Here is a 20,666-nt window from a genome sequence, read left to right as displayed (position 1 = left end):
TGAGCAATAAAAGTCGGCACACCCTGAAACTGTTCAGGACGTGTCAATAAAGGGCGTTGTTTAATTTGAAATCGGATCATTTAAGGCATTAAACGCTGTAACTTCCATGTACCATCCACTTTCGCATAACTGAGTCGGTCATGTAAACGGTTGGGTCGACCTTGCCAAAATTCATAATAATCAGGCTGTAGGCGATATCCCCCCCAAAACTCAGGTTTAGGTAACTCAGCTTTGTCACCCACCTGATCATGGAGCTGATTAAAACGCTGCACCAACACATCACGACTTTCAATGACACCACTTTGTGGCGTACTAATGTGTGCCGCAATCTGGCTATCACGTGGACGCTTATGATAGTAATCAATCGCTTCAAGTTCAGGGATTTTATTAACTCGACCACCAATCCGAATCTGTCGCTCCAGATCATGCCAATAAAACATCAGCTCGACATAAGGATTTTCAGCTAAATCCTGTCCTTTTTGGCTGTCATAGTTGGTATAAAAATCATAACCAGCTTCTGTTGCACCACGCAGCAACAGCGTCCGCACATGTGGGCGACCTTGAACATTACAAGTTGCCACCGACATAGCATACGGTTCATGAACTTTTGCTTCTAGTGCGTAATTAAACCACTGTAAAAATTGCTCATGAGGATTTGGACTGACTTGATTTTCATACAGCTCACCTTTTTCATAGCTGAGACGTAATTCACTCAGGTCTTTAATCAGGTCACTCATATGATTTCCCCTTTCATGCAGCAGTGGCGTGAAAACGCACAGCTTCAGCCAAATGATTGGCAAGCGCTGTCACTTCTTCTTGTTGATCACCTTCGACCATCACTCGAATGACAGGTTCTGTGCCTGACTTACGAATCAATAAGCGACCACGTCCTTTCAGTTGCGCTTCGGCTTTTTCAAACTCTGCCACCAAAGCAGGTACCGCATACGGATCGATCATTTGATCAAGACGAACATTGACCAAGACTTGTGGAAAGAGTTTAAAGTCAGCGACCAATTCATGTAGGGCTTTTTCCTGCTCAACCATCACGGTCAGCACTTGCAATGCCGCAATAATTGCATCGCCCGTAGTACTTTTATCTAAAGTTAAAATATGACCAGATGGTTCCCCACCAATCACCCAATTATTTTCCTCAAGCGCTTGCAGCACATAGCGATCACCCACTTTGGCACGAACGAATGGCACTTGCGCTGCTTCCAGCGCCAATTCCAGCGCCATATTGCTCATGACTGTTCCCACAATACCCGCAGGCTTGTTGTTGGCCTGAGTCGCCAAAATATACAAAATATGATCGCCATCGACCTGATGACCAAATTGATCCACCATAATCACGCGATCCGCATCGCCATCAAAAGCAATGCCAAGATCGGCTTGATGCTCTAGCACTGCTTTTTGTAACTGTTCTGGATGGGTCGAACCACAATGTTCATTGATATTTAGACCATTTGGTTCATTGTATAAGGCCACGACTTTGGCGCCCAATTCACGAAACACCGCTGGCCCGACGCTATAAGCCGCACCATTGGCACAATCCACCACAATTTTTAAATTACGCAAGTCAAAATGATAGGGAAAAGTCGATTTACAAAATTCGATATAACGTCCATTGGCATCTTTAACCCGAACGCTCTTACCCAGATTGGCGGTATTTTCGATCTGGATGTCATATTCTAATTCTTGATTGATTTGTTCCTGTAAATGATCAGGTAATTTTTTGCCTTCACTGGAAAAAAACTTAATACCATTATCATAGTAAGGATTATGCGATGCGGAAATCACAATCCCCGCGTGTGCGTGTAAAGCACGCGTTAAGTGAGCAATGGCAGGCGTTGGCAATGGCCCTAATAAGTGCACATACACCCCAGCCGCGTTCAGACCTGCCTGTAAAGCTGCTTCCAGAATATATCCTGACAGTCGTGTATCTTTGCCTAATACCACCAATGGTTTGGCTTTAGGATTGGTGCGTACCAGAACCTTACCTGCGGCAAATCCTAGTTTGAGTGCAAACTCAGGGGTAATCGGCATTTCTCCAAATTTTCCACGAATGCCATCTGTTCCAAAATAACTCATGTTCTACTCACTTATTATGGACTGCTCGATCACAGCCTTTGTTTCATTGTGTTTACTTTACACCAAAACAAAAATGCCGTCAGTGAACTGACGGCATTTTCATGTGTAGCGATGGTGAAAATTAACCCACCCGATAATTCGGGGCTTCTTTGGTAATGGTCACATCATGTACATGTGACTCTTGCATCCCCGCAGAGGTAATTTTCACAAACTTGGTATTCTGACGCATCTCTTCAATATTGGCAGAACCTGTGTAGCCCATCGATGAACGTAAACCACCCATCATTTGATGCACAATCGCACTCATTGGGCCTTTATAAGGAACACGACCTTCGATGCCTTCTGGTACCAATTTTTCAACACCCGCTTTGGCATCCTGAAAATAACGGTCAGATGAACCTGTCGCGCCAGACATTGCACCTAATGAACCCATACCACGATACGCTTTATAGTAACGCCCTTGGAAAAATTCAACTTCGCCCGGTGCTTCTTCGGTACCTGCCATGAGTGAACCAACCATAATCGTGCTGGCACCCGCCGCAATCGCTTTGGCCAAGTCACCTGAATAGCGAATACCGCCATCAGCAATCAATGGAATTTGTTCTTTCAGTGCTGAAGCGACATTATCAATCGCTGAAATCTGCGGAACACCGATACCCGCAACAATACGTGTGGTACAGATCGAACCTGGTCCAATCCCGACTTTTACTGCATCCGCACCTGCATCGAGCAACGCCAAAGCCGCATCACCTGTTGCGATATTGCCACCAATGACCTGAACTTGTGGGTAGTTTTGTTTCACCCAACGCACACGCTCAATCACGCCCGCAGAATGACCATGCGCAGTATCCACCACGATCACATCGGCACCTGCTTCAACTAGCGCTTCTACACGTGCTGGAGTTTCAGCACCTGTACCTACCGCAGCACCCACGCGTAAACGACCTAATTCATCTTTACATGCATTTGGATACAGTTCAGCTTTACGGAAGTCAGTCACCGTGATCAAGCCTTTCAAGGCATGGCTGTCATCCACCACCAATACTTTTTCAATACGATGCTTTTGTAGTAGCGCCTGAATATTTTCTTTAGATTCGCCCTCTTTCACCGTCACTAAACGGTCTTGGGGAGTCATGATATTGCTAACTGGCTGATTTAAGTTCGTTTCAAAACGTGTGTCACGCCCTGTCACAATCCCAACCACTTTGCCATCTTTGACCACAGGTACGCCACTAATATTATGGGCCTGTGTAATGGCAATCAGTTCACCTACTGTCGTTTCAGGGGTCACCGTAATCGGGTCTTTCACCATGCCTGCTTCAAACTTTTTGACACGACGTACTTCTGCTGCTTGCGCGGCAATATCCATATTTTTATGCAAAATACCAATACCACCGTTTTGAGCCATAGCAATCGCCATACGTGACTCAGTCACAGTATCCATTGCAGCCGAAACAAGAGGAATATTAAGTTGAATACCGCGGGTCAAACGTGTCTTTAAGGAGACATCTTTTGGAAGAACTGTAGAGTAGGCAGGGAGTAATAAGACATCATCGAAGGTCAACGCTTCTTGAACGATGGTCAGCATAACAATCTCACTGGTAGTTTCCGTGCGCTATTATAAACAAATTTGCCATTAAATTTCATTTTTTATTATGGGAAATTTTATGACATCTTTGTTTTGAGTTTAAATTGAATAAACTCGTGCTAAATGAGTCCCGCCTGTTTCATTTCATTTTTAAAATAAGAATAATAAATAGGAGCAACGATCAAACCAGCCAGACCAAAGACCGCCTGAAAAAATAACATTGCAATCAAGAGTTCCCATGCATTGGCATTGATGCGTTGGCCTATAATTTTGGCATTTAAAAAGTATTCAAGCTTATGGATCGATACCAAATAGATAAAGGCAATCGCGGCAGCCGTAAACGAAATACTAATGGCAGAGAGTATGACCAATGTATTTGAAATCAAATTTCCCACAACAGGAATCAGTCCAAAAATAAAGGTTAAAATCACCAATGTTTTGGCAAAAGGTAAATGCATGCCGAGTAATGGTAAAACCGCTAAAATAAATATACCTGCCAAAACAGTATTCACAATTGAAATTTTAATTTGAGCAAACACTACATTTTTAAAAGCAGTATAGAGTACGTTTAAACGTTGTAGACATTGGTGCTTAAAGCTAGGTACGTTTTCAGTGTCTTCAATGGGACTTAAAGAAACCAAAGCCCCTAAAATCATCCCAATAATCATGGTTACAAAAGCATGTAAGGCATCTGTGCCTGCATGTTGTAAGGTCTCCACATGATTTTTCAGCCACTCAAAGGCGTACTGCTTCATATCATCCAGACTTTCAGGAATATAACCTGAGAAATATTGACCAAACTCCTGTTGAAAGCGTTCAAGTAGAGTGTCCAGATTTCGGCTCATGGTGACCAGTCCACCGTCTTTCAGATCATGCACTACATACGCAATAGAACCAAAAACCAGAAATACCAAAATACTGATCACCACGATATTAAAAATGGCTACTGCAATAATTCGCCCATATTTGCCACTGGAAAACTTTTCAGCATACGGACTTAGTTTGGTGAGAAGCGCATAAACCAAGAAACCTGATAAAAAAGCCACCAATAGATGTAATGGAATCAGAATGAGTAATGCAACAGTCATAATGATATAGCTGGCGATCTGGCTTTGTCGCTCATTCAATAGTGTCATTCTGTTTTCCTTTATTATTGTAAAAAGTAAAATAACAATAAGATCGCTTAACCTTACTGCTATTTTAAAACAGAGTCACTATCAAAATCTGTTATGAATTGATCATTTAACAGGATATGCAAAATTGGTCTGATCCATAAGATCAATCCCACAGGGTAAGTCCTCTATCCAGTCCAAAAACGCATGAACCTGTGCCTTTCCAACAAACGCTGTTCCATGTTGAGGCACGATCATTTCGACATCCATCTGACGAACCATATTGACCCATAAGCGAATGACGCGATTAGAACACATATAACGCTGATGAAAGCCTTTCATGTTTGGAATATGTTCAGCAAAATTTTCTATCGGTTTTGCAGCATCCTCCACCATCGAAGCCCCCATATCACCTGAAAATAGAATTTTCGAGATCGGATCATAAAACTGGAAGTTACCCACAGAATGTAAAAAATGTCCTGGCACCACCACAATATGACTATTCCCCAAAGGCAACACTTGCCCCTCATCAGGCAATTCAATCAGCCGATCTAGCCAGTGCCCTTTCATCCGTTCACTCATAAACGTTGAACTTAAATGCGGTAAAAATCGTGCCCAAAGTTTTGAAGCCACCACTTTGGCATTCGTATAGACCAACCAACGAGGCATAGAGGTAATAATATCTGGATCCTGATGCGAGGCCATGACATAGTCCAGATTTTCCAGACGGGTATATTTATTCAGTTCCATGGTTAATGGCATATAGGTCAAATCGCCACCAGGATCCAAGACAGCGGCGCGTTGTTGATCAATAATCAAAAATTGATTTGCCTGTACCCCTTCACCTTTGACTAAGCTACTAAAGCGAATACATCGATGCCCATCACGATCAAATAACACTTGTGAAGTTGTATGTTCAAATGTCATACCCCAATTCCCCAATTAAGATAAATTTTAGTTTAATTCCATAATAAAACAATGGGATTCTAATTGCGATAAAATTATGACTTGTTTACGACTGGGAATTAGGCATAAAAAAGCACCTGCGAACAGATGCTTGATCATTTATATTTGTTTTAAAAGAAATAATGCTGAACCAAGGTTGAAATACCGACGATCAGAAAAATCGCAGCACCAATTTTATGAATCAGCGAGATTGGCAAACGATCTGCCATTTTGTTGCCTATAAATACGGCTGGTGCATTGGCAATCATCATGCCCACGGTCGTACCCAGCATCACCCAAAATACGCTATCGAAACGGGCGGCTAAAGCGACTGTCGCAATTTGTGTTTTATCTCCAATTTCAGCCAGAAAAAATAAGATAAAAGTGGCGCCAAACACACCAAAACGTTGCCATTTATTAATACTATCGGTTTCATCATCCAGTTTATCTGGAATTAACATCCAGAGTGCCATTCCAATAAAACCAATCGCCAACACCCACACCATCACCGTTGGGTTTAAGACTGTGGTGAGCCATTGACCCAACACCGCAGATAAACCGTGGTTGATGGTCGTTGCCAACAAAATTGCAATCAGAATAGGAACAGGTTTGCGGAACCGGGCAGCGAGTAAAAGCGCGAGAAGCTGGGTTTTGTCGCCCATTTCAGCAAGGGCAACAACAGAAGTCGAAATCAGGAATTCTTGCATATCTGTTCTCTGGCTAGCATATATACCTATGACCTATCGCCCCTGCTAGCCAAAAGTGCAGAACGATAAATCAAAGGTCTTGCCAACTAAAGAACGCGCAAACGTTCAAGCTATGATGACCATGTTCGGTGGAACAATTATGTTGATCATCACCCAATTACTTTGCGTAACTGGAGGCTACTCCCCAATGAAGTAGCCTTATCATATCAAATTAAGAAAATAATTCATATTATTTTGAGTAGATTTTTAATACGGCACAAATCATCTTTTGAATACAAAATCAAATTTTTTGACTTGATTCGATCTATTTCTCCTCATCTCGCGATATAAATGGAGCAGGATTTGGACTAGGATGCTCTGGATGACGATCTTTTAAATTTTCCTCTAACTGCTCTGCATCAATTTTTTCCACAGCTTCACGTATCGCTTGATTGCCCTGACTGTCATCCTGACCAGTATCCGTTTGTTCACTTGATTGATTAGAATCTTGGTTTGATTTCATTTTTTTCTCCTGCTTAAATTCCTCATCTAGTTCAGCACTATCGGTTAAACCTTCAAGTTGCTGTGATGAAAATTCATCATTTTCCAAAATATTGACATCTAAATCGTTGGCTTTAATCTTGTTGCTTTGCAAACGATCAGAATCTACTTCTAAATTTTTTTGATCATTCTGGTTTGTCATTACTTTACTCCTAGACTGTTTTAAAGGTGTTTTTTTAATTGCATCTCATTGCGTCACTTTTCATCATTTATGTTAGTGCATCCCTGTGTAATGTTTAGATCAATCCTGTATTAAACATACTAAAAAAATGTTTATTTACTGATCTCATGTAAATAAAAATCGAAAACCATATCGATCGTTCAAATGACCTAAACATAAAAAAACCTCGCCAAAGCGAGGTCTTTTTCAATACAGATTTTAAATCAACAGTGTGCGAATATCTTTGAGCAACTTGGTCAACTTATGGGTAAAACGTGCAGCATCTGCGCCATTGATGACGCGATGATCATAAGACAACGACAATGGCAGCATTAAGCGCGGATCGAAGTCTTTACCATTCCATACAGGCTGCATGGTTGCAGGTGAAATACCCAAAATCGCGACTTGTGGCCAGTTCACCAATGGCGTAAATGCCGTTCCACCAATTGAACCTAAACTGGTAATGGTGAAGTTAGCGCCTTGTAAGTCTTTCGGTGATAATTTCTTATCGCGTGCTTTTTGACTGAGTTCACCTAATTCAACAGCTATTTGCTTAATCGATTTCTGATCTGGGTTACGCAGCACAGGTACCGTTAAACCATCAGGTGTCGCGACTGCAATCCCCATATGAATTTCATTGCGGAGCAAAACTGATTTTTGATCATCAGCCAAGTGTCCAGCAAAGTAAGGCTCTTCTTTCAGCAAATGCGCAACTGCTTTCGCAATAAACGCTAAAATTGTCAGACTCACGCCTTGCTTTTTAAAGCCATCTTTTAACTCACCACGCCATGCTTCAAGCTCGGTAATATCTGCCAAGTCAAACTGAGTCACTTGCGGAATGAAATTGTTGAGTGACAATTGTGGCACAGATACTTGTTGTAAACGCGTCATGGTTTTGATTTCACCGCCGCCAAAAGCAGTAAAATCTGGCAATGCTGGTAATCCAGAAGCAACAGGTGCCGCAGAAGTCGTTGCCGTTGACGCAGGAGCCGTCATACGCTGTTTCACATGAGCATAGATGTCTTCTTTCATCAAACGCCCATGCTCACCAGATGCTTTGACCTGTGCCAAAATTACACCCAGCTCACGTGCAAGCTTACGCACCGCAGGTCCTGCATAGACTTTAGCATTTTCAGCTTCTTGTGCCTGACTCAGCTTGCTTGCCGAATCAACCGCAGCAACCTTTGGTTGTTCGGCAGGTTTTGTAACACTTTGGGTTTTGACTGAACTCGTTTGGGCAGCAGGTGCAGCAGCTTGAGCTTTGACTTTAGGCGCTGATTTTGCTTCACCTTCAATTGTTGCCAGCGCAATGCCCTGTTTAACCTGTTGTCCAACACTGACATGAATCGCTTTAACCACACCCGCGACACTACTAGGCACTTCGACTGAAGCTTTATCAGATTCAACCACACACAAACTTTGTTGTGCGTCTACATGATCGCCCACTTGTACTAAAATTTCAGATACCGTGGCTTTATCAACACCCAAATCAGGTACGTTAATTTCCTGTTCACCTGAGCTAACCGTTTCCTGTGCATCCTTTTCATCTTCAACAGTTGTTGAAGTGGTCTCGGCAGGTTGCGCTACGGTATTTTCATTTGCCGTAGCTGTTTGTTCAGTTGTCTCTTCACTTGCAGCTTGTGTTTTCACTTTAAGTAAAAGCACACCTTCTTTAACACTGTCACCCTCTTTCACTGCAACACTTTCAACGGTTCCAGAAACAGGGCTTGGCACTTCAACCGATGCTTTGTCGGACTCAAGCAAAATCAGACTGTCATTTTCTGAAATTTCATCGCCCACTTTAACTAAGAGTTCCGCAACTGTGGCCTTTTCTACACCAATATCTGGCACTTGTACCTCAACCACAGTGGTTGCACCAGATGCAGTGGAAGCCGTCGGTTGCGTTGCTGCTTGCTCTGGGGTTTCAGTTGTCGTCGATTTAGAAGTTGCCTCTGCTTGAACAGGCGCCTGTTCTTTGGATGCAGCCTCACTACTTTGACTCGTGCCACTTTCTAATTCAATGAGAGCAGTGCCTTCAGTTACCTCGTCACCCTGATTGACCAAAATACTTTTGACCACACCAGAAGCTGTGCTTGGAACCTCAACAGATGCCTTATCTGATTCAAGTAAAATCAGACTGTCATTTTCAGAAATCTGGTCGCCAACCTTGACTAAAATCTCGGCAACCGTTGCTTTTTCTACGCCAATATCAGGTGTTTTCACTTGCATGTCTTAGTTCCCCTCACCTGATTGTTCTTGGTAAGCTGCAACAGGCTGAACTTCAGGATGTGCCTGAGGTGCCCATGCGACAGGACGGTCCGTTTCCAATTCAAAGCTTGAAATGGCGTCTTTCACCAAACGGTTTTCAACTTCACCTTCATCTGCCAGTTTTTTCAATGTGGCAACCACAATGTGTGCTGCATCAACGCCAAAGTAACTACGCAAATTACCCCGTGTATCTGAACGACCATAACCATCTGTACCCAAAGTCACATAAGGACGGTTATCTGGCAGATAAGCACGAATTTGTTCGCTATAGGCGCGCATATGATCGGTCGCTGATACCACAATACCATCTGTACCACGCAACTGCTGAGACACCCAAGATTCTTTGGTGACTTCAGTCAGTGGATGCAAGCGGTTGTATTCATCACACGCCATACCATCACGAGCTAATTCGTTAAAGCTGGTGACACTCCAGATATTGGAATGAATCTGATATTCTTCACGCAAGATCTTGGCTGCTTTAATCACTTCACGCAGAATCACACCCGAACCAAGGAGCTGCACGGTGGCCTTGTCATCTTTTTCAAACAAGTACATCCCACGCTTGATGCCTTCTTCAGCACCTACTGGCATTTCTGGATGTTCGTAGTTTTCATTCATGACTGTGAGGTAATAAAACACTCGTTCCTGATTGACATACATACGCTGTAAACCATCATGCACCACCACAGCCAACTCATAACCAAAGCAAGGATCATATGCTACGCAGTTTGGAATGGTACTGGCGAGAATATGTGAATGACCATCCTGATGCTGTAAACCTTCGCCGTTCAAAGTTGTACGACCTGCTGTTGCACCGAGCAAGAAACCTTGTGCCTGTGCATCGCCTGCTGCCCATGCAATATCGCCGATACGCTGGAACCCAAACATCGAGTAATACATATACATTGGGATCATTGGCAAGTTATTGGTCGAATAACTGGTCCCCAAAGCTGCCCAAGCACTCATGGCACCCGCTTCATTGATCCCTTCTTGCAACATGTGACCGTCTTTCGCTTCACGATAGTTCATGAGCTGTTCATTGTCTTCAGGCGTATATTTCTGGCCATGCGCAGCATAAATACCTAATTGACGGAACATGCCTTCCAGACCAAAAGTACGTGCTTCATCAGGTACAATTGGAACGACACGGTCTTTAATGGCTTTTTCTTTCAACAACGCCGCAATCAAACGCACCATCACCATGGTGGTCGATTGTTCTTTTCCGTTACTACCGCTGAGTACGCTATCGAAAATTGAAATATCTGGAATGGCTAACGCTTCACTTTCTTTACGACGTGCCGGCAGATAACCCCCTAATGCTTCACGACGCGCCTTCATATATTTAAGCTCTGGCGAGTTTTCTGCTGGACGGTATAACGGCAATTCTTCAAGTTGCTCATTGGTAAATGGCAGATTGAAGCGATCACGTACATATTTGAGTGAATCAACGTGCATTTTTTTGATCTGATGGGTCTTGTTGACGGCTTCGATCTCATCCGACAAGCCATAACCTTTTACGGTTTTCGCCAAGATTACGGTTGGTTGACCTGTACTCTTCATGGCTTCAGCATAGGCTGCATAGACTTTATACGGGTCATGACCACCACGATTCAGATTATCAATATCTTCATCGCTTAAGTTTTTCACCAACTCTTCAGCTTCAGGATATTTACCAAAGAAGTGTGCTCGTGTATACGCTCCACCCTTGACCTGATAACGCTGATAATCACCATCAACAGCTTCTTCCATCACGGCTTTTAATGCGCCTGATTTGTCATTGGCTAATAACGGATCCCAATGACGCCCCCAGACCACTTTAATCACACGCCAGCCTGCGCCACGGAATAAGGATTCCAGTTCCTGAATGATTTTACCATTACCACGCACAGGGCCATCTAGACGCTGTAAATTACAATTCACCACCCAGATCAAGTTATCTAACTTTTCACGACCTGCCAGTGAAATGGCACCTGTACTTTCAGGCTCATCCATTTCACCATCACCGAGATACGCCCAGACTTTACGGTTTTCTTCTTTAATTAAGCCACGGTTCATCAGATATTTTTGAATATGGGCCTGATAAATCGACATGATCGGTCCCAGACCCATCGATACGGTTGGGAACTGCCAATAGTCAGGCATCAAATAGGGATGCGGATAGCTAGATAAACCATTGCCATTCACTTCACGGCGGAAGTTACTCAATTGTTCTTCAGTCAAACGACCTTCAAGAAAAGAACGGGCATAAATACCAGGTGCACAGTGACCTTGGTAATAAATCATGTCGCCGCCAAAACTATCACTATTGGCACGGAAAAAATGGTTAAAGCCTACATCATACAAGGTGGCTGAAGATGCAAAACTGGCCAAGTGACCACCCAGATCATCACCAGTTTTATTGGCGCGCAATACCATTGCCAATGCATTCCAGCGAATAAGGGCACGAATACGACGCTCCATATCCTGATCGCCTGGCATGGCAGGTTGTTCTTCTACTGAAATGGTATTTAAGTAAGGAGTATTTAGGCGCTGAATAGGCACATGCTTCGCAATTGCGCGTTGATAGAGCTTTTCGAGTAAAAAAGCAGCACGTTCTGTACCCATATGCTGCAAAACGGAATCGAAAGCATCTTGCCATTCTTGGGTTTCTTGTGCGTCGGAATCACCATAAAACGCCATAACTCACCTTTTCCTTAGTCTACGGTTAGTCCATATTTTTATCATATTTGGGGTGGCGCAAGTTAGCCATGCCAGTGAATACAGATTGACAGCATTATTTAGATAATAAATAGTTGTTGACTTTTCATTACTCAAAATAACAAAAAATCGCCAATATAGGCGATTTTTTATACACAATATTTTAAATCTAATGCTAACTTAAATAATAGAAATATTGCACGGAGTGAGCATGACCAATAAAGCTATTATGGAAGCAAGGCGAGGTAACTAGATGGATTCTTACGCTCTCCATCACGTACCACTTCAAAATGTAGATGAGGACCTGTACAACGTCCAGTACAACCGACATTGGCAATATGCTCACCTGCTTGAACTTGATCACCTGCACGCACCATGATGCGTGATGCGTGAGCATAACGAGTCAAATAACCGTTCCCATGATTGACTTCAACGTATTGACCATAACCTGTGCCCCAACCCGCTTTAGTCACGATACCAGGACCTGTTGCATAAATAGGCGTACCACTTGGCGCAGCTAAATCAATACCAGAGTGTCCACGTGTTGTGCCCATCAACGTACGCATACCGTATTCAGATGAAATACGAGTCATCTCAGGTAATGGGTGTTTGATCAACCATGAAGAATAGGGATTGTTACTTGAAGCTGAGAATCTAGCTGAGTTACCAGTTTTCCCATATTTCTTTTCAAGAGATTCGTTATTTAATTCAACTGTTTTCTCGCGTAGCGTCACCGATACTTTGGCTGATGCTGGAAGATCAAGATCATCAGGATGAGTGTAAGCGCCTTGCGAGAGTGTACGAGACAATGCTTCTAAGCGGTCTGGTGCATCTTGGCTATTCAGTGTTTGATAATCTGCGAAAGCAACTGATGCAGCAGAAGCTGCCAGTGAAAAAGCAAGTAGTATACGTCTCGAATGCATAAAAACCTCTTGAACTGTTCTTAAAAAGTTTCTTGCGTGATCTCGTCCTTGATATCTATTGAAATGAACGTTTAAGATGACCGTAATCTGATGAGGAAAACTCTATCCCGATGACTGATCCTAAAAACGTGTTTCAACAAACAAGAAAACACATAAAAACAGGAAACCTAACGTTTCTTACAACGCAAGTCGCACAATGGCAAAGACTTACGAAACTTATTCAGCCCCTACTGCCGCAACCAGAAAAATGGCAGGTGGTCTGTTATCAGTATGGTGTTTTGACGATTACAGGCGAAAATCAGGCCATGATCAGTCAGCTCGGATATCTTCAAACACAATACATTTCTAAGCTCACTCAGATCGAAGGACTACAGGATTTACAGAAACTTCAGCTTCGTTTAAGAAATGCATCTCAAAATCAGCATCAAAGTCATGTAACTGAAGTCACTTCTTTATCACCAGACACCCAAGAAATGTTACGAAGTGCTGCTGGATTAGTGAACGACCCTAAGCTTAGCCAAGCTTTGTTACGTTTGGCAAGCAATAAAAAGTAACAACCATTTCAAAATATAAAACTGTCATTGATTAATATTGTGACACACTTAACACAATTCAAAGTTACAATATAACATACCCCACTAAGACAATGACTTAGCTCACACTTACATAAGGAATCGGGCAGTCTATTTCGTTATCAAATGTTACAATTTCGTAATTATCTGGATCACTTTGAACATTGCGTAATAATTGATTGTTGAGTGCATGACCTGATTTATAACCATCAAATTTGGCAATAATTTGATGTCCCATTAAATATAAATCACCAACTGCATCCAAAATTTTATGACGGACAAATTCATCTGAAAAACGCAAACCCTCTTCATTCACGACACCCGTATCATCCACCCCAATCGCGTTATCCAGACTTGCACCTAACGCTAAATTATTGGCTTTTAGATAATCCAGATCTTTCATAAATCCGAAAGTACGCGCCTCACTGACTTCATACACAAAGGTTTCAGTGGAAAAGTCGATGGTGGCAGATTGATATTCTTTGGCAAAGGCAGGATGATCAAAATCAATGGTAAAATTTAGTTGGAAGCCTTCGTGCGGACTAAATTTGGCACGTTTATCATCAATTAATGCTTCAATAGGCTTTAAAATTTTAATAAATTTTTTCGGTGCATTTTGCTCGACGAGTTCGCCTTGCATCAGCAGATAAATAAATGGGCCTGCGCTACCATCCATAATCGGAACTTCAGAAGCTGATACTTCAATGATTAGATTATCGATCCCCAAACCTGCGATTGCACTCATCACATGTTCAATCGTGCCCACCTTGATGTCATCCTGAACCAGATTAGAGCACATAAAAGCTTCCTGAATCAGTAAAGCATTGGCCTGAATATCCACAGGTGGATTTAAATCAATGCGACGAAACACGATTCCCCCATCAATAACATGCGGCAGAAAATTGATCATCACTTTTTGACCACTATGGAGACCAATTCCACTGGCTTTCACCACACGTTTGAGGGTACGTTGTTTCAACATGCTACTCTAACTTCAATTTAAAACCGCTATACGTTAGCACATTTAGCTATTGATAAAAAACAAAAAAGGCAGTGTAAATACACTGCCTCCTTTTAAATGTTTGATTTTATTACTTGCGCTGTTGATTTTTTAGATAGTCCTGAATGCTCATCGGAGATGAGCGTGGCGCTGCACCCGCAGTAGTTGCTGCTGGCGCTTCAGTATTTTGACGTTTATTGATCGCAGGAACATCATCTTCATCGGTTGGATGCGAACTTGGTACTTGGACGTGTCCAACACCTGAACGTTTTCTTGGCTGTTGTTCTGCATCAGATGCATTACGGGTTAAACCTGTTGCAATCACAGTGACACGAAGTTCATCACGTGCATCAGGATCAAATACTGTACCGTAGAAAATTTCACCTTCGTCCAGATCCACAATTTGATTGACAACATCGGTAATAATTTCAGTTTCACGTAAGGTAATATCATCACCACCTGTGATATTAATCAACACGCCTTTGGCATTAATAATATTCACATTATCCAGCAATGGACTACGGATTGCCTGTTCTGCTGCCTGACGGGCACGATCTTCACCACGACCCAAACCAGCACCCATCATGGCATAACCACGAGTACTCATCGCAGTTTTCAAATCCGCGAAGTCGAGGTTGATGTGACCACGATTCACAACTAAATCAAAGATACTACGAACCGCATTTAATAACACATCATCTGCTTTTTTGTAGGCATCTTTCATTGAGATGTCGCCATACACACTCAGCAAACGCTGGTTTGGAATAATGATGAGTGAGTCAACATGAGACTCTAGTGCATCAATGCCTTTTTCAGCAGAACGTTGACGACGACGACCTTCAAAATTAAAAGGTGTAGTCACGACACCCACGGTTAGGATGCCCATTTCTTTAGCCACTTCAGCAACCACTGGCGCAGCACCTGTACCTGTACCACCGCCCATTCCCGCAGTCACAAACACCATGTCGGTGCCTTCAAGATGTTGGCGAATCACTTCACGGCTTTCTTCAGCCGCAATTTGACCCACTTCAGGATTGGCACCTGCACCCAAGCCACGGGTGCTTTGTTCACCTAACTGAATTTTAAACGGTGCATTCATGCTATCCAGCGCTTGCTTATCTGTATTGGCACAGACAAACTTTACGCCCTTAATGTCGGATTGCACCATGTGCTGTACGGCATTACCACCACCACCACCAACACCAAATACAGTGAAACGGGCTTGTCCGTTACTATCGCTTAGTTCATCTTCTATAAATTCAAATGATGCCATGACCTTTAAGGTTCCTAATTTCAATAAGTGGCAGTCACTTCAGCCCGTATACTGCCTTAATACTTCAAAAAACAATAGATTTTAGAATGCTGTGCAATACTTCCCTTGTCAAGTATGACAATTTTCTCTTACAACTTCCAAACAATATTCCCAATAAATATATACATCTTAAAAAATAGCTTTTAACTTGCTATTCAAAGTATTCCAGCCATTGACTACACGATCCACAAATGTGCGGTCATTGACTTCATCTGCTTCTTCAACTGCATCTTGCAATTCGCTTTGGCTAAAAAGCAAAAGCCCCGCTGCTGTTGCATACATTGAGCGGCGTAATGCGGCTTGATGTTGATCATCAGCATACACCTGTAAAGGTGGATTGCCCAAATGTGCAGAAACACCAAGCATACGTCGTGCCAGACTCACCATACCTTCGATTTGACAGGCGTCACCAGTCAGAACGACACCATGATATAAACCACTCAGCGCGCCTGTACGTTCAAGCTCTTCACGTATCTGGGTAAAAATCTCTTCATACCGTGCAATAATGATTTCAGCAAGCTCTATGCGACTAATGGTTTGCGGCCCATCAATGGCCTGTACCTGAATCATATGATCAGGTTTGACCACACTCAAATCGACGCAGCCATGTAAAATCTTAATACGTTCTGCTTCTTCAGTCGTCGTTTGTAACACGGCAGCGATATCACGTGTCACATTTTCTCCACCGCGCTGTAATGTTCGAGCCAAAGCCAGACGACCATCCAGATAGACCGCAATATTGGTGGTTCCTGCTCCAATATCCAGCAAGCAGACGCCATATTCTTTTTCGTCTTTGAGTAAACTGGCTTCCGCAGTTGCCAGACTAGATACCACCATTTTTTCGACACCAATATTGGCGCCTTTCATGGCACGATCCAGATTTTGCATGGTACTAATCGGCATCATCATCAGTTGATAATGTCCCGTCATACTATGCGCTGACATATTAATCGGGTTTTGTACCCATTCAGGTTCATCATCCAGTTCAAAACCCAACGGCACGGCACTGGCCAGATAATAATCTGGCGTCACATGACTGGCTTTAGCCAATTCTAATGCGCGCACCACTTCATTGGTACTGATCGTATGGTCAGCTTTGGCAATGGGAGTGCGACCTGAGGCATAAAAACTCTGTAATTCTGTACTTGGAATCGATACCCATGCAGTATGTACACGACATTCCGCCATATTTTCTGCTTCGGCAACGGCATTTTTAATTGCAGCAATCACCTTATCCAAGCTAACAATTTTTCCTTTATTCATACCTCGGTTCGGCGCGTTTGCCATCCCGATGACCTGAATATTATCCGGTGCGTGAACTCTACCAATTAAAACTGAAACTTTATGTGTCCCAATATCAATCGCAACAATCGAGGGAACAGCTTCACTCATTACTCACTACCACTTGTTCGTTGTTTAGTATGGGCAAAAATGCCTGTTATTTTAAAACCACATATTATGGCTTCGTGGTTATTCCACCTGCAACATTTGTGTCATCATTGGTTACAACAAACTGACCATTGACAATTTTGGGTGGTATAGCGTTCTTCCATTGTAGTGATAATCCATTTCGGTATCGCAAATCAATGGCAGAGATTTTAGGCCATACGGGTTTTAGGTCAGTTTGCGCAAGATGACTCAGGCGCTGCAACTTACTCATGGTTTGATCCTGATCCACAATGACCCTTAAACCTGAATCAAACTGCATAAACCAAGTCATTCGTTCAGTTAAATATAACTCTTTTAACCTTAGATTGACCGGATGAAATAACTGGTTAATTTCGTTATAACGACGCATCATGGCTTTGGATTGACTGAGCGGACCATGCAACATCGGCAAATTTGGATGATTTTGTGGATCTGCTTCGCTAAACACATCCCCGCCATCACTCAACAATCGTCCAGTGCCCCAACGCGCAATCGCATGACGTGGCAATACACGGACTCGAATACTATTAGGCCAAGCACGTGATACAACCACACGATCTACCCATGAGATCTCAAGCGCTTTATCTCGGACTTGCTCAAGATCCGAAGTAAAGTAATTATCTTTAACAATAGGCTGAATGTGTTGAATGAGTTGTTGTTGTTCTGTTGTCGACTGAGTACCGACGATACTTAATTCAGCAATCCGCGCATCGGTAATGACCTTATACAAGCCAAAAATGCCTAAACCGAGCACCACAAATGCGACCAGCAACAATAACCACCCACCCGCATTGACTAACTTTTGCTTAGGCGAAGGCGGTTTTTCGTGGATGGAAGTAATGGCCGCACGACGACGGCGCATGGATGCTGGAAGTTGAGCCATAAGTTAGTGAGCCGTACCTTGAAGCGTTTGTTCTAAAATCGCAACACATAACTCATCAAACCCAACCCCCACCGCTTTGGCGGCTTTAGGCACCAATGAGTGACTGGTCATTCCCGGAACAGTATTAATTTCTAATAACCAGAAATTACCTTGTTGATCCTGCATAGCATCGACACGCCCCCAACCACTTGCACCTACCGCCTGAAAGGCACGTAAGGTGAGTTGTTGCAGTTGCTTTTCGTCTGACTCGCTCAGACCTGAGGGAATACCATATTGCACATCATTGCGTTGGTATTTGGCATCATAATCGTAAAATGCCACATCTTTTGGGGGTTCCAGACGAATCACAGGTAACGCCTCACCATTTAATACCACAATGGTGTATTCACACCCCGTAATCCATTTTTCAGCCATCACAATCGCATCATGTTCAGTGGCTTTGGCAATCGCCTGAGCAAAGTCTTCTTTTTTCTCGACCTTGCTCATACCAATACTTGACCCTTCGTGGACTGGCTTGATAATTACCGGTAATCCCAAGCTATCTACAATCTCATCAATATTGGAGTCTTTGCTGATAATGCGATACGGGGCTGTCGGTAAATCAGTGCCTTGCCAGATTTGCTTGGTTTTGATTTTATCCATGCCAATGGCTGAACCCTGAACGCCTGTGCCAGTATAGGGCACATCTAACCATTCCAGTGTTCCCTGAATTTGACCATCTTCACCGCCACGACCATGCAACACGATGAAAGCACGATCATAATTCACTAACTCAGTGACACTACGATGTTTAGGGTCAAATGCTTCTGCTTGTACACCTGAACGTAACAAGGCTTCAAGTACCGCGTTGCCACTATCTAAAGAGACCTCACGTTCAGCCGATTTCCCACCGAACAACACGGCAACTTTGCCGAATTTTGAAGCATTTGACACGTTTATATCCTTAAACTTTTAAAGCACAATATTGAAAAGGGTGAACTGCATTATTTTAAATACAAATGATGCTGAGCCAGTTCGACTGAAATTGCTCCCACGTTACCTGCACCCTGTGTTAATAACAAGTCATTCGGTTGTAACACTTTTTGTATCACGTTTTGCAGGTTACCTTCTACGGGATCAACCAAAATCGGTTCAACTTCACCGCGTAAACGAATACTCCGTGCCAGTGAGCGACTATCCGCCCCCACGATCGGCTTTTCGCCCGCAGGATAAACTTCGAGCAATAACAGTTGATCCACTTGCGATAACACATCAACAAAATCATCAAAACAGTCACGGGTACGGCTAAAGCGATGCGGCTGAAACATCATCACCAAACGGCGATCTGGATGACTTTGACGCGCGGCTTTAATGGTCGCTTCCACTTCTTTAGGATGATGTCCATAATCATCCACCAGTTTGACATTACCTTCGCCCAGTTCAAATTCACCCTGAACCTGAAAACGACGCCCCACGCCACTAAAGCCTTCTAGCGCACGACTAATGGCAGCATCCGATACACCTTCATCGGTTGCTACACCAATCGCCGCAAGCGCATTTAAGACATTGTGTAAACCCGGCTGATTAATCGTTAAACGTAATGGCTCACGGTCTTTACGAAGCACGGTAAAATGTGAGCGCATACCATCCTGTTCGACTTCAACCGCACGAATATCATTATCTTCACCAAAACCATAGGTCAAGACTGGACGACCAATACGCGGCAAAATTTCCTGAATATTGGCATCATCACCACAGACCACAGCCAAACCATAAAACGGCAATTTATGCAAAAACTGCACAAAAGTATCTTTTAGCGTGTCAAAACTGCCACCATAAGTGTCCATATGGTCGGCATCGATATTGGTGACAATCGCAGCCATTGGCTCTAAATATAAAAACGAAGCATCTGACTCATCTGCCTCAGCCACAATAAAACGACTTGCACCTAAAGCTGCATTCACCCCTGTACGATTCAACAAACCGCCAATGACATAAGTCGGATCAAGATTTTCTTCAGCCAACATCGTCGTCAGTAAACTGGTGGTTGTGGTTTTACCATGTGTACCTGCAACCGCAATACCATGACGATAACGCATCAACTCGCCGAGCATTTCAGCGCGACGTACTACAGGAGTTCGGCTTTCTATGGCCGCTTTCACTTCTGGATTTTCAGGATCAATTGCGGTAGACACCACTAAGACATTGGCATTTTGAATATTATCTGCCGTATGTCCGATATAAACTTTAATACCCTTTTCTTCTAATTGAGCTGTGGTATTTGAGACTTTAATATCCGAACCCGAAACTTTATAGCCCTGATTTTTGAGTACTTCGGCGATGCCACACATGCCCGCACCCCCAATGCCCACAAAATGAATGTGTTTGATGCGGCGCATTTCAGGGACTTTAATCAGTTTTTTAGCTTGATCAGCTGGTGTTGATGGTGACATAGCGAACTCGA

Annotated in this window: 18 protein-coding genes and 1 riboswitch; of the genes, 1 reads left to right on the top strand and 17 read right to left on the bottom strand. The window is 43.1% G+C overall.

Annotation, left to right across the window (positions count from 1 at the left end; translation table 11 throughout):
• The 11 genes from JR005_RS15235 to JR005_RS05355 all read right to left on the bottom strand — a co-directional run.
• Positions 1-80: hypothetical protein (locus JR005_RS15235; RefSeq protein WP_416378512.1), on the bottom strand; the 80-nt coding region annotated here is incomplete at its 3' end.
• Entirely contained in the window at positions 81-737 is a 657-nt protein-coding gene (gene pdxH / locus JR005_RS05400; protein ID WP_004995552.1) for a pyridoxamine 5'-phosphate oxidase, read from the bottom strand. It abuts the gene before it with no gap.
• A 13-nt stretch (positions 738-750) separates the two neighbouring features.
• Positions 751-2,088 (bottom strand): phosphoglucosamine mutase, encoded by a 1,338-nt coding sequence (gene glmM / locus JR005_RS05395; protein ID WP_004995553.1) that lies wholly within the window; start codon positions 2,086-2,088, stop codon positions 751-753.
• A 121-nt stretch (positions 2,089-2,209) separates the two neighbouring features.
• Positions 2,210-3,676 (bottom strand): IMP dehydrogenase, encoded by a 1,467-nt coding sequence (gene guaB, locus JR005_RS05390; protein WP_004995554.1) that lies wholly within the window; start codon positions 3,674-3,676, stop codon positions 2,210-2,212.
• A gap of 119 nt (positions 3,677-3,795) precedes the next feature.
• The gene (locus JR005_RS05385) at positions 3,796-4,812 is read right to left on the bottom strand and encodes an AI-2E family transporter (protein ID WP_004995557.1); all 1,017 of its coding nucleotides are present in this window, start codon (positions 4,810-4,812) and stop codon (positions 3,796-3,798) included.
• A 102-nt stretch (positions 4,813-4,914) separates the two neighbouring features.
• Positions 4,915-5,715: an MBL fold metallo-hydrolase gene (locus tag JR005_RS05380; RefSeq protein WP_004995559.1), complete on the bottom strand. Its 801-nt coding sequence runs from the start codon at positions 5,713-5,715 to the stop codon at positions 4,915-4,917.
• Between the two features lie 149 nt (positions 5,716-5,864).
• On the bottom strand, positions 5,865-6,440 hold the full coding sequence (locus tag JR005_RS05375; protein ID WP_004985854.1) for a TMEM165/GDT1 family protein: 576 nt from the start codon (positions 6,438-6,440) through the stop codon (positions 5,865-5,867).
• A 76-nt stretch (positions 6,441-6,516) separates the two neighbouring features.
• A riboswitch (yybP-ykoY riboswitch) is annotated at positions 6,517-6,640 on the bottom strand.
• A gap of 104 nt (positions 6,641-6,744) precedes the next feature.
• Positions 6,745-7,122, bottom strand: a complete 378-nt coding sequence (locus JR005_RS05370) for a hypothetical protein (protein WP_004985857.1) — start codon at positions 7,120-7,122, stop codon at positions 6,745-6,747.
• 237 nt (positions 7,123-7,359) lie between these two features.
• Positions 7,360-9,369, bottom strand: a complete 2,010-nt coding sequence (locus JR005_RS05365; protein ID WP_218665687.1) for a 2-oxo acid dehydrogenase subunit E2 — start codon at positions 9,367-9,369, stop codon at positions 7,360-7,362.
• 3 nt (positions 9,370-9,372) lie between these two features.
• Positions 9,373-12,087, bottom strand: coding sequence for a pyruvate dehydrogenase (acetyl-transferring), homodimeric type (gene aceE / locus JR005_RS05360; protein ID WP_004985864.1), 2,715 nt, complete (start codon positions 12,085-12,087; stop codon positions 9,373-9,375).
• Positions 12,088-12,332: 245 nt separating this feature from the next.
• Complete coding sequence (locus JR005_RS05355; RefSeq protein WP_218665686.1) at positions 12,333-13,028, bottom strand: M23 family metallopeptidase; 696 nt, start codon at positions 13,026-13,028, stop codon at positions 12,333-12,335.
• A gap of 110 nt (positions 13,029-13,138) precedes the next feature.
• Between JR005_RS05355 and JR005_RS05350 the strand changes: the two genes are divergently transcribed.
• Complete coding sequence (locus JR005_RS05350) at positions 13,139-13,582, top strand: hypothetical protein (protein ID WP_044435644.1); 444 nt, start codon at positions 13,139-13,141, stop codon at positions 13,580-13,582.
• Positions 13,583-13,679: 97 nt separating this feature from the next.
• Here the strand turns inward: JR005_RS05350 and lpxC are convergent, their stop codons facing one another.
• From lpxC to murC, 6 genes are all read right to left on the bottom strand, one after another.
• The gene (gene lpxC, locus JR005_RS05345) at positions 13,680-14,582 is read right to left on the bottom strand and encodes a UDP-3-O-acyl-N-acetylglucosamine deacetylase (RefSeq protein WP_151722060.1); all 903 of its coding nucleotides are present in this window, start codon (positions 14,580-14,582) and stop codon (positions 13,680-13,682) included.
• Positions 14,583-14,691: 109 nt separating this feature from the next.
• Positions 14,692-15,873 carry a cell division protein FtsZ gene (ftsZ, locus tag JR005_RS05340; RefSeq protein ID WP_034699341.1) on the bottom strand — a complete coding sequence of 394 codons (1,182 nt, stop codon included), beginning with the start codon at positions 15,871-15,873 and terminating at the stop codon, positions 14,692-14,694.
• A 168-nt stretch (positions 15,874-16,041) separates the two neighbouring features.
• The gene (gene ftsA / locus JR005_RS05335) at positions 16,042-17,304 is read right to left on the bottom strand and encodes a cell division protein FtsA (RefSeq protein WP_004985871.1); all 1,263 of its coding nucleotides are present in this window, start codon (positions 17,302-17,304) and stop codon (positions 16,042-16,044) included.
• 64 nt (positions 17,305-17,368) lie between these two features.
• On the bottom strand, positions 17,369-18,223 hold the full coding sequence (locus JR005_RS05330) for a cell division protein FtsQ/DivIB (protein ID WP_049174418.1): 855 nt from the start codon (positions 18,221-18,223) through the stop codon (positions 17,369-17,371).
• A gap of 3 nt (positions 18,224-18,226) precedes the next feature.
• Positions 18,227-19,156: a D-alanine--D-alanine ligase gene (locus JR005_RS05325; protein WP_151732126.1), complete on the bottom strand. Its 930-nt coding sequence runs from the start codon at positions 19,154-19,156 to the stop codon at positions 18,227-18,229.
• A 50-nt stretch (positions 19,157-19,206) separates the two neighbouring features.
• Positions 19,207-20,655, bottom strand: a complete 1,449-nt coding sequence (gene murC / locus JR005_RS05320) for a UDP-N-acetylmuramate--L-alanine ligase (RefSeq protein ID WP_218665685.1) — start codon at positions 20,653-20,655, stop codon at positions 19,207-19,209.
• Between the last annotated feature and the right edge of the window lie 11 nt (positions 20,656-20,666).

Origin of the sequence: Acinetobacter sp. Colony158 (assembly GCF_019264745.1) — a bacterium.
Taxonomy (GTDB): Bacteria; Pseudomonadota; Gammaproteobacteria; order Pseudomonadales; family Moraxellaceae; genus Acinetobacter; species Acinetobacter ursingii.
The sequence above is the reverse complement of the archived record's forward strand: the minus strand, read 5'-3'. Positions and strand labels throughout refer to the sequence as shown.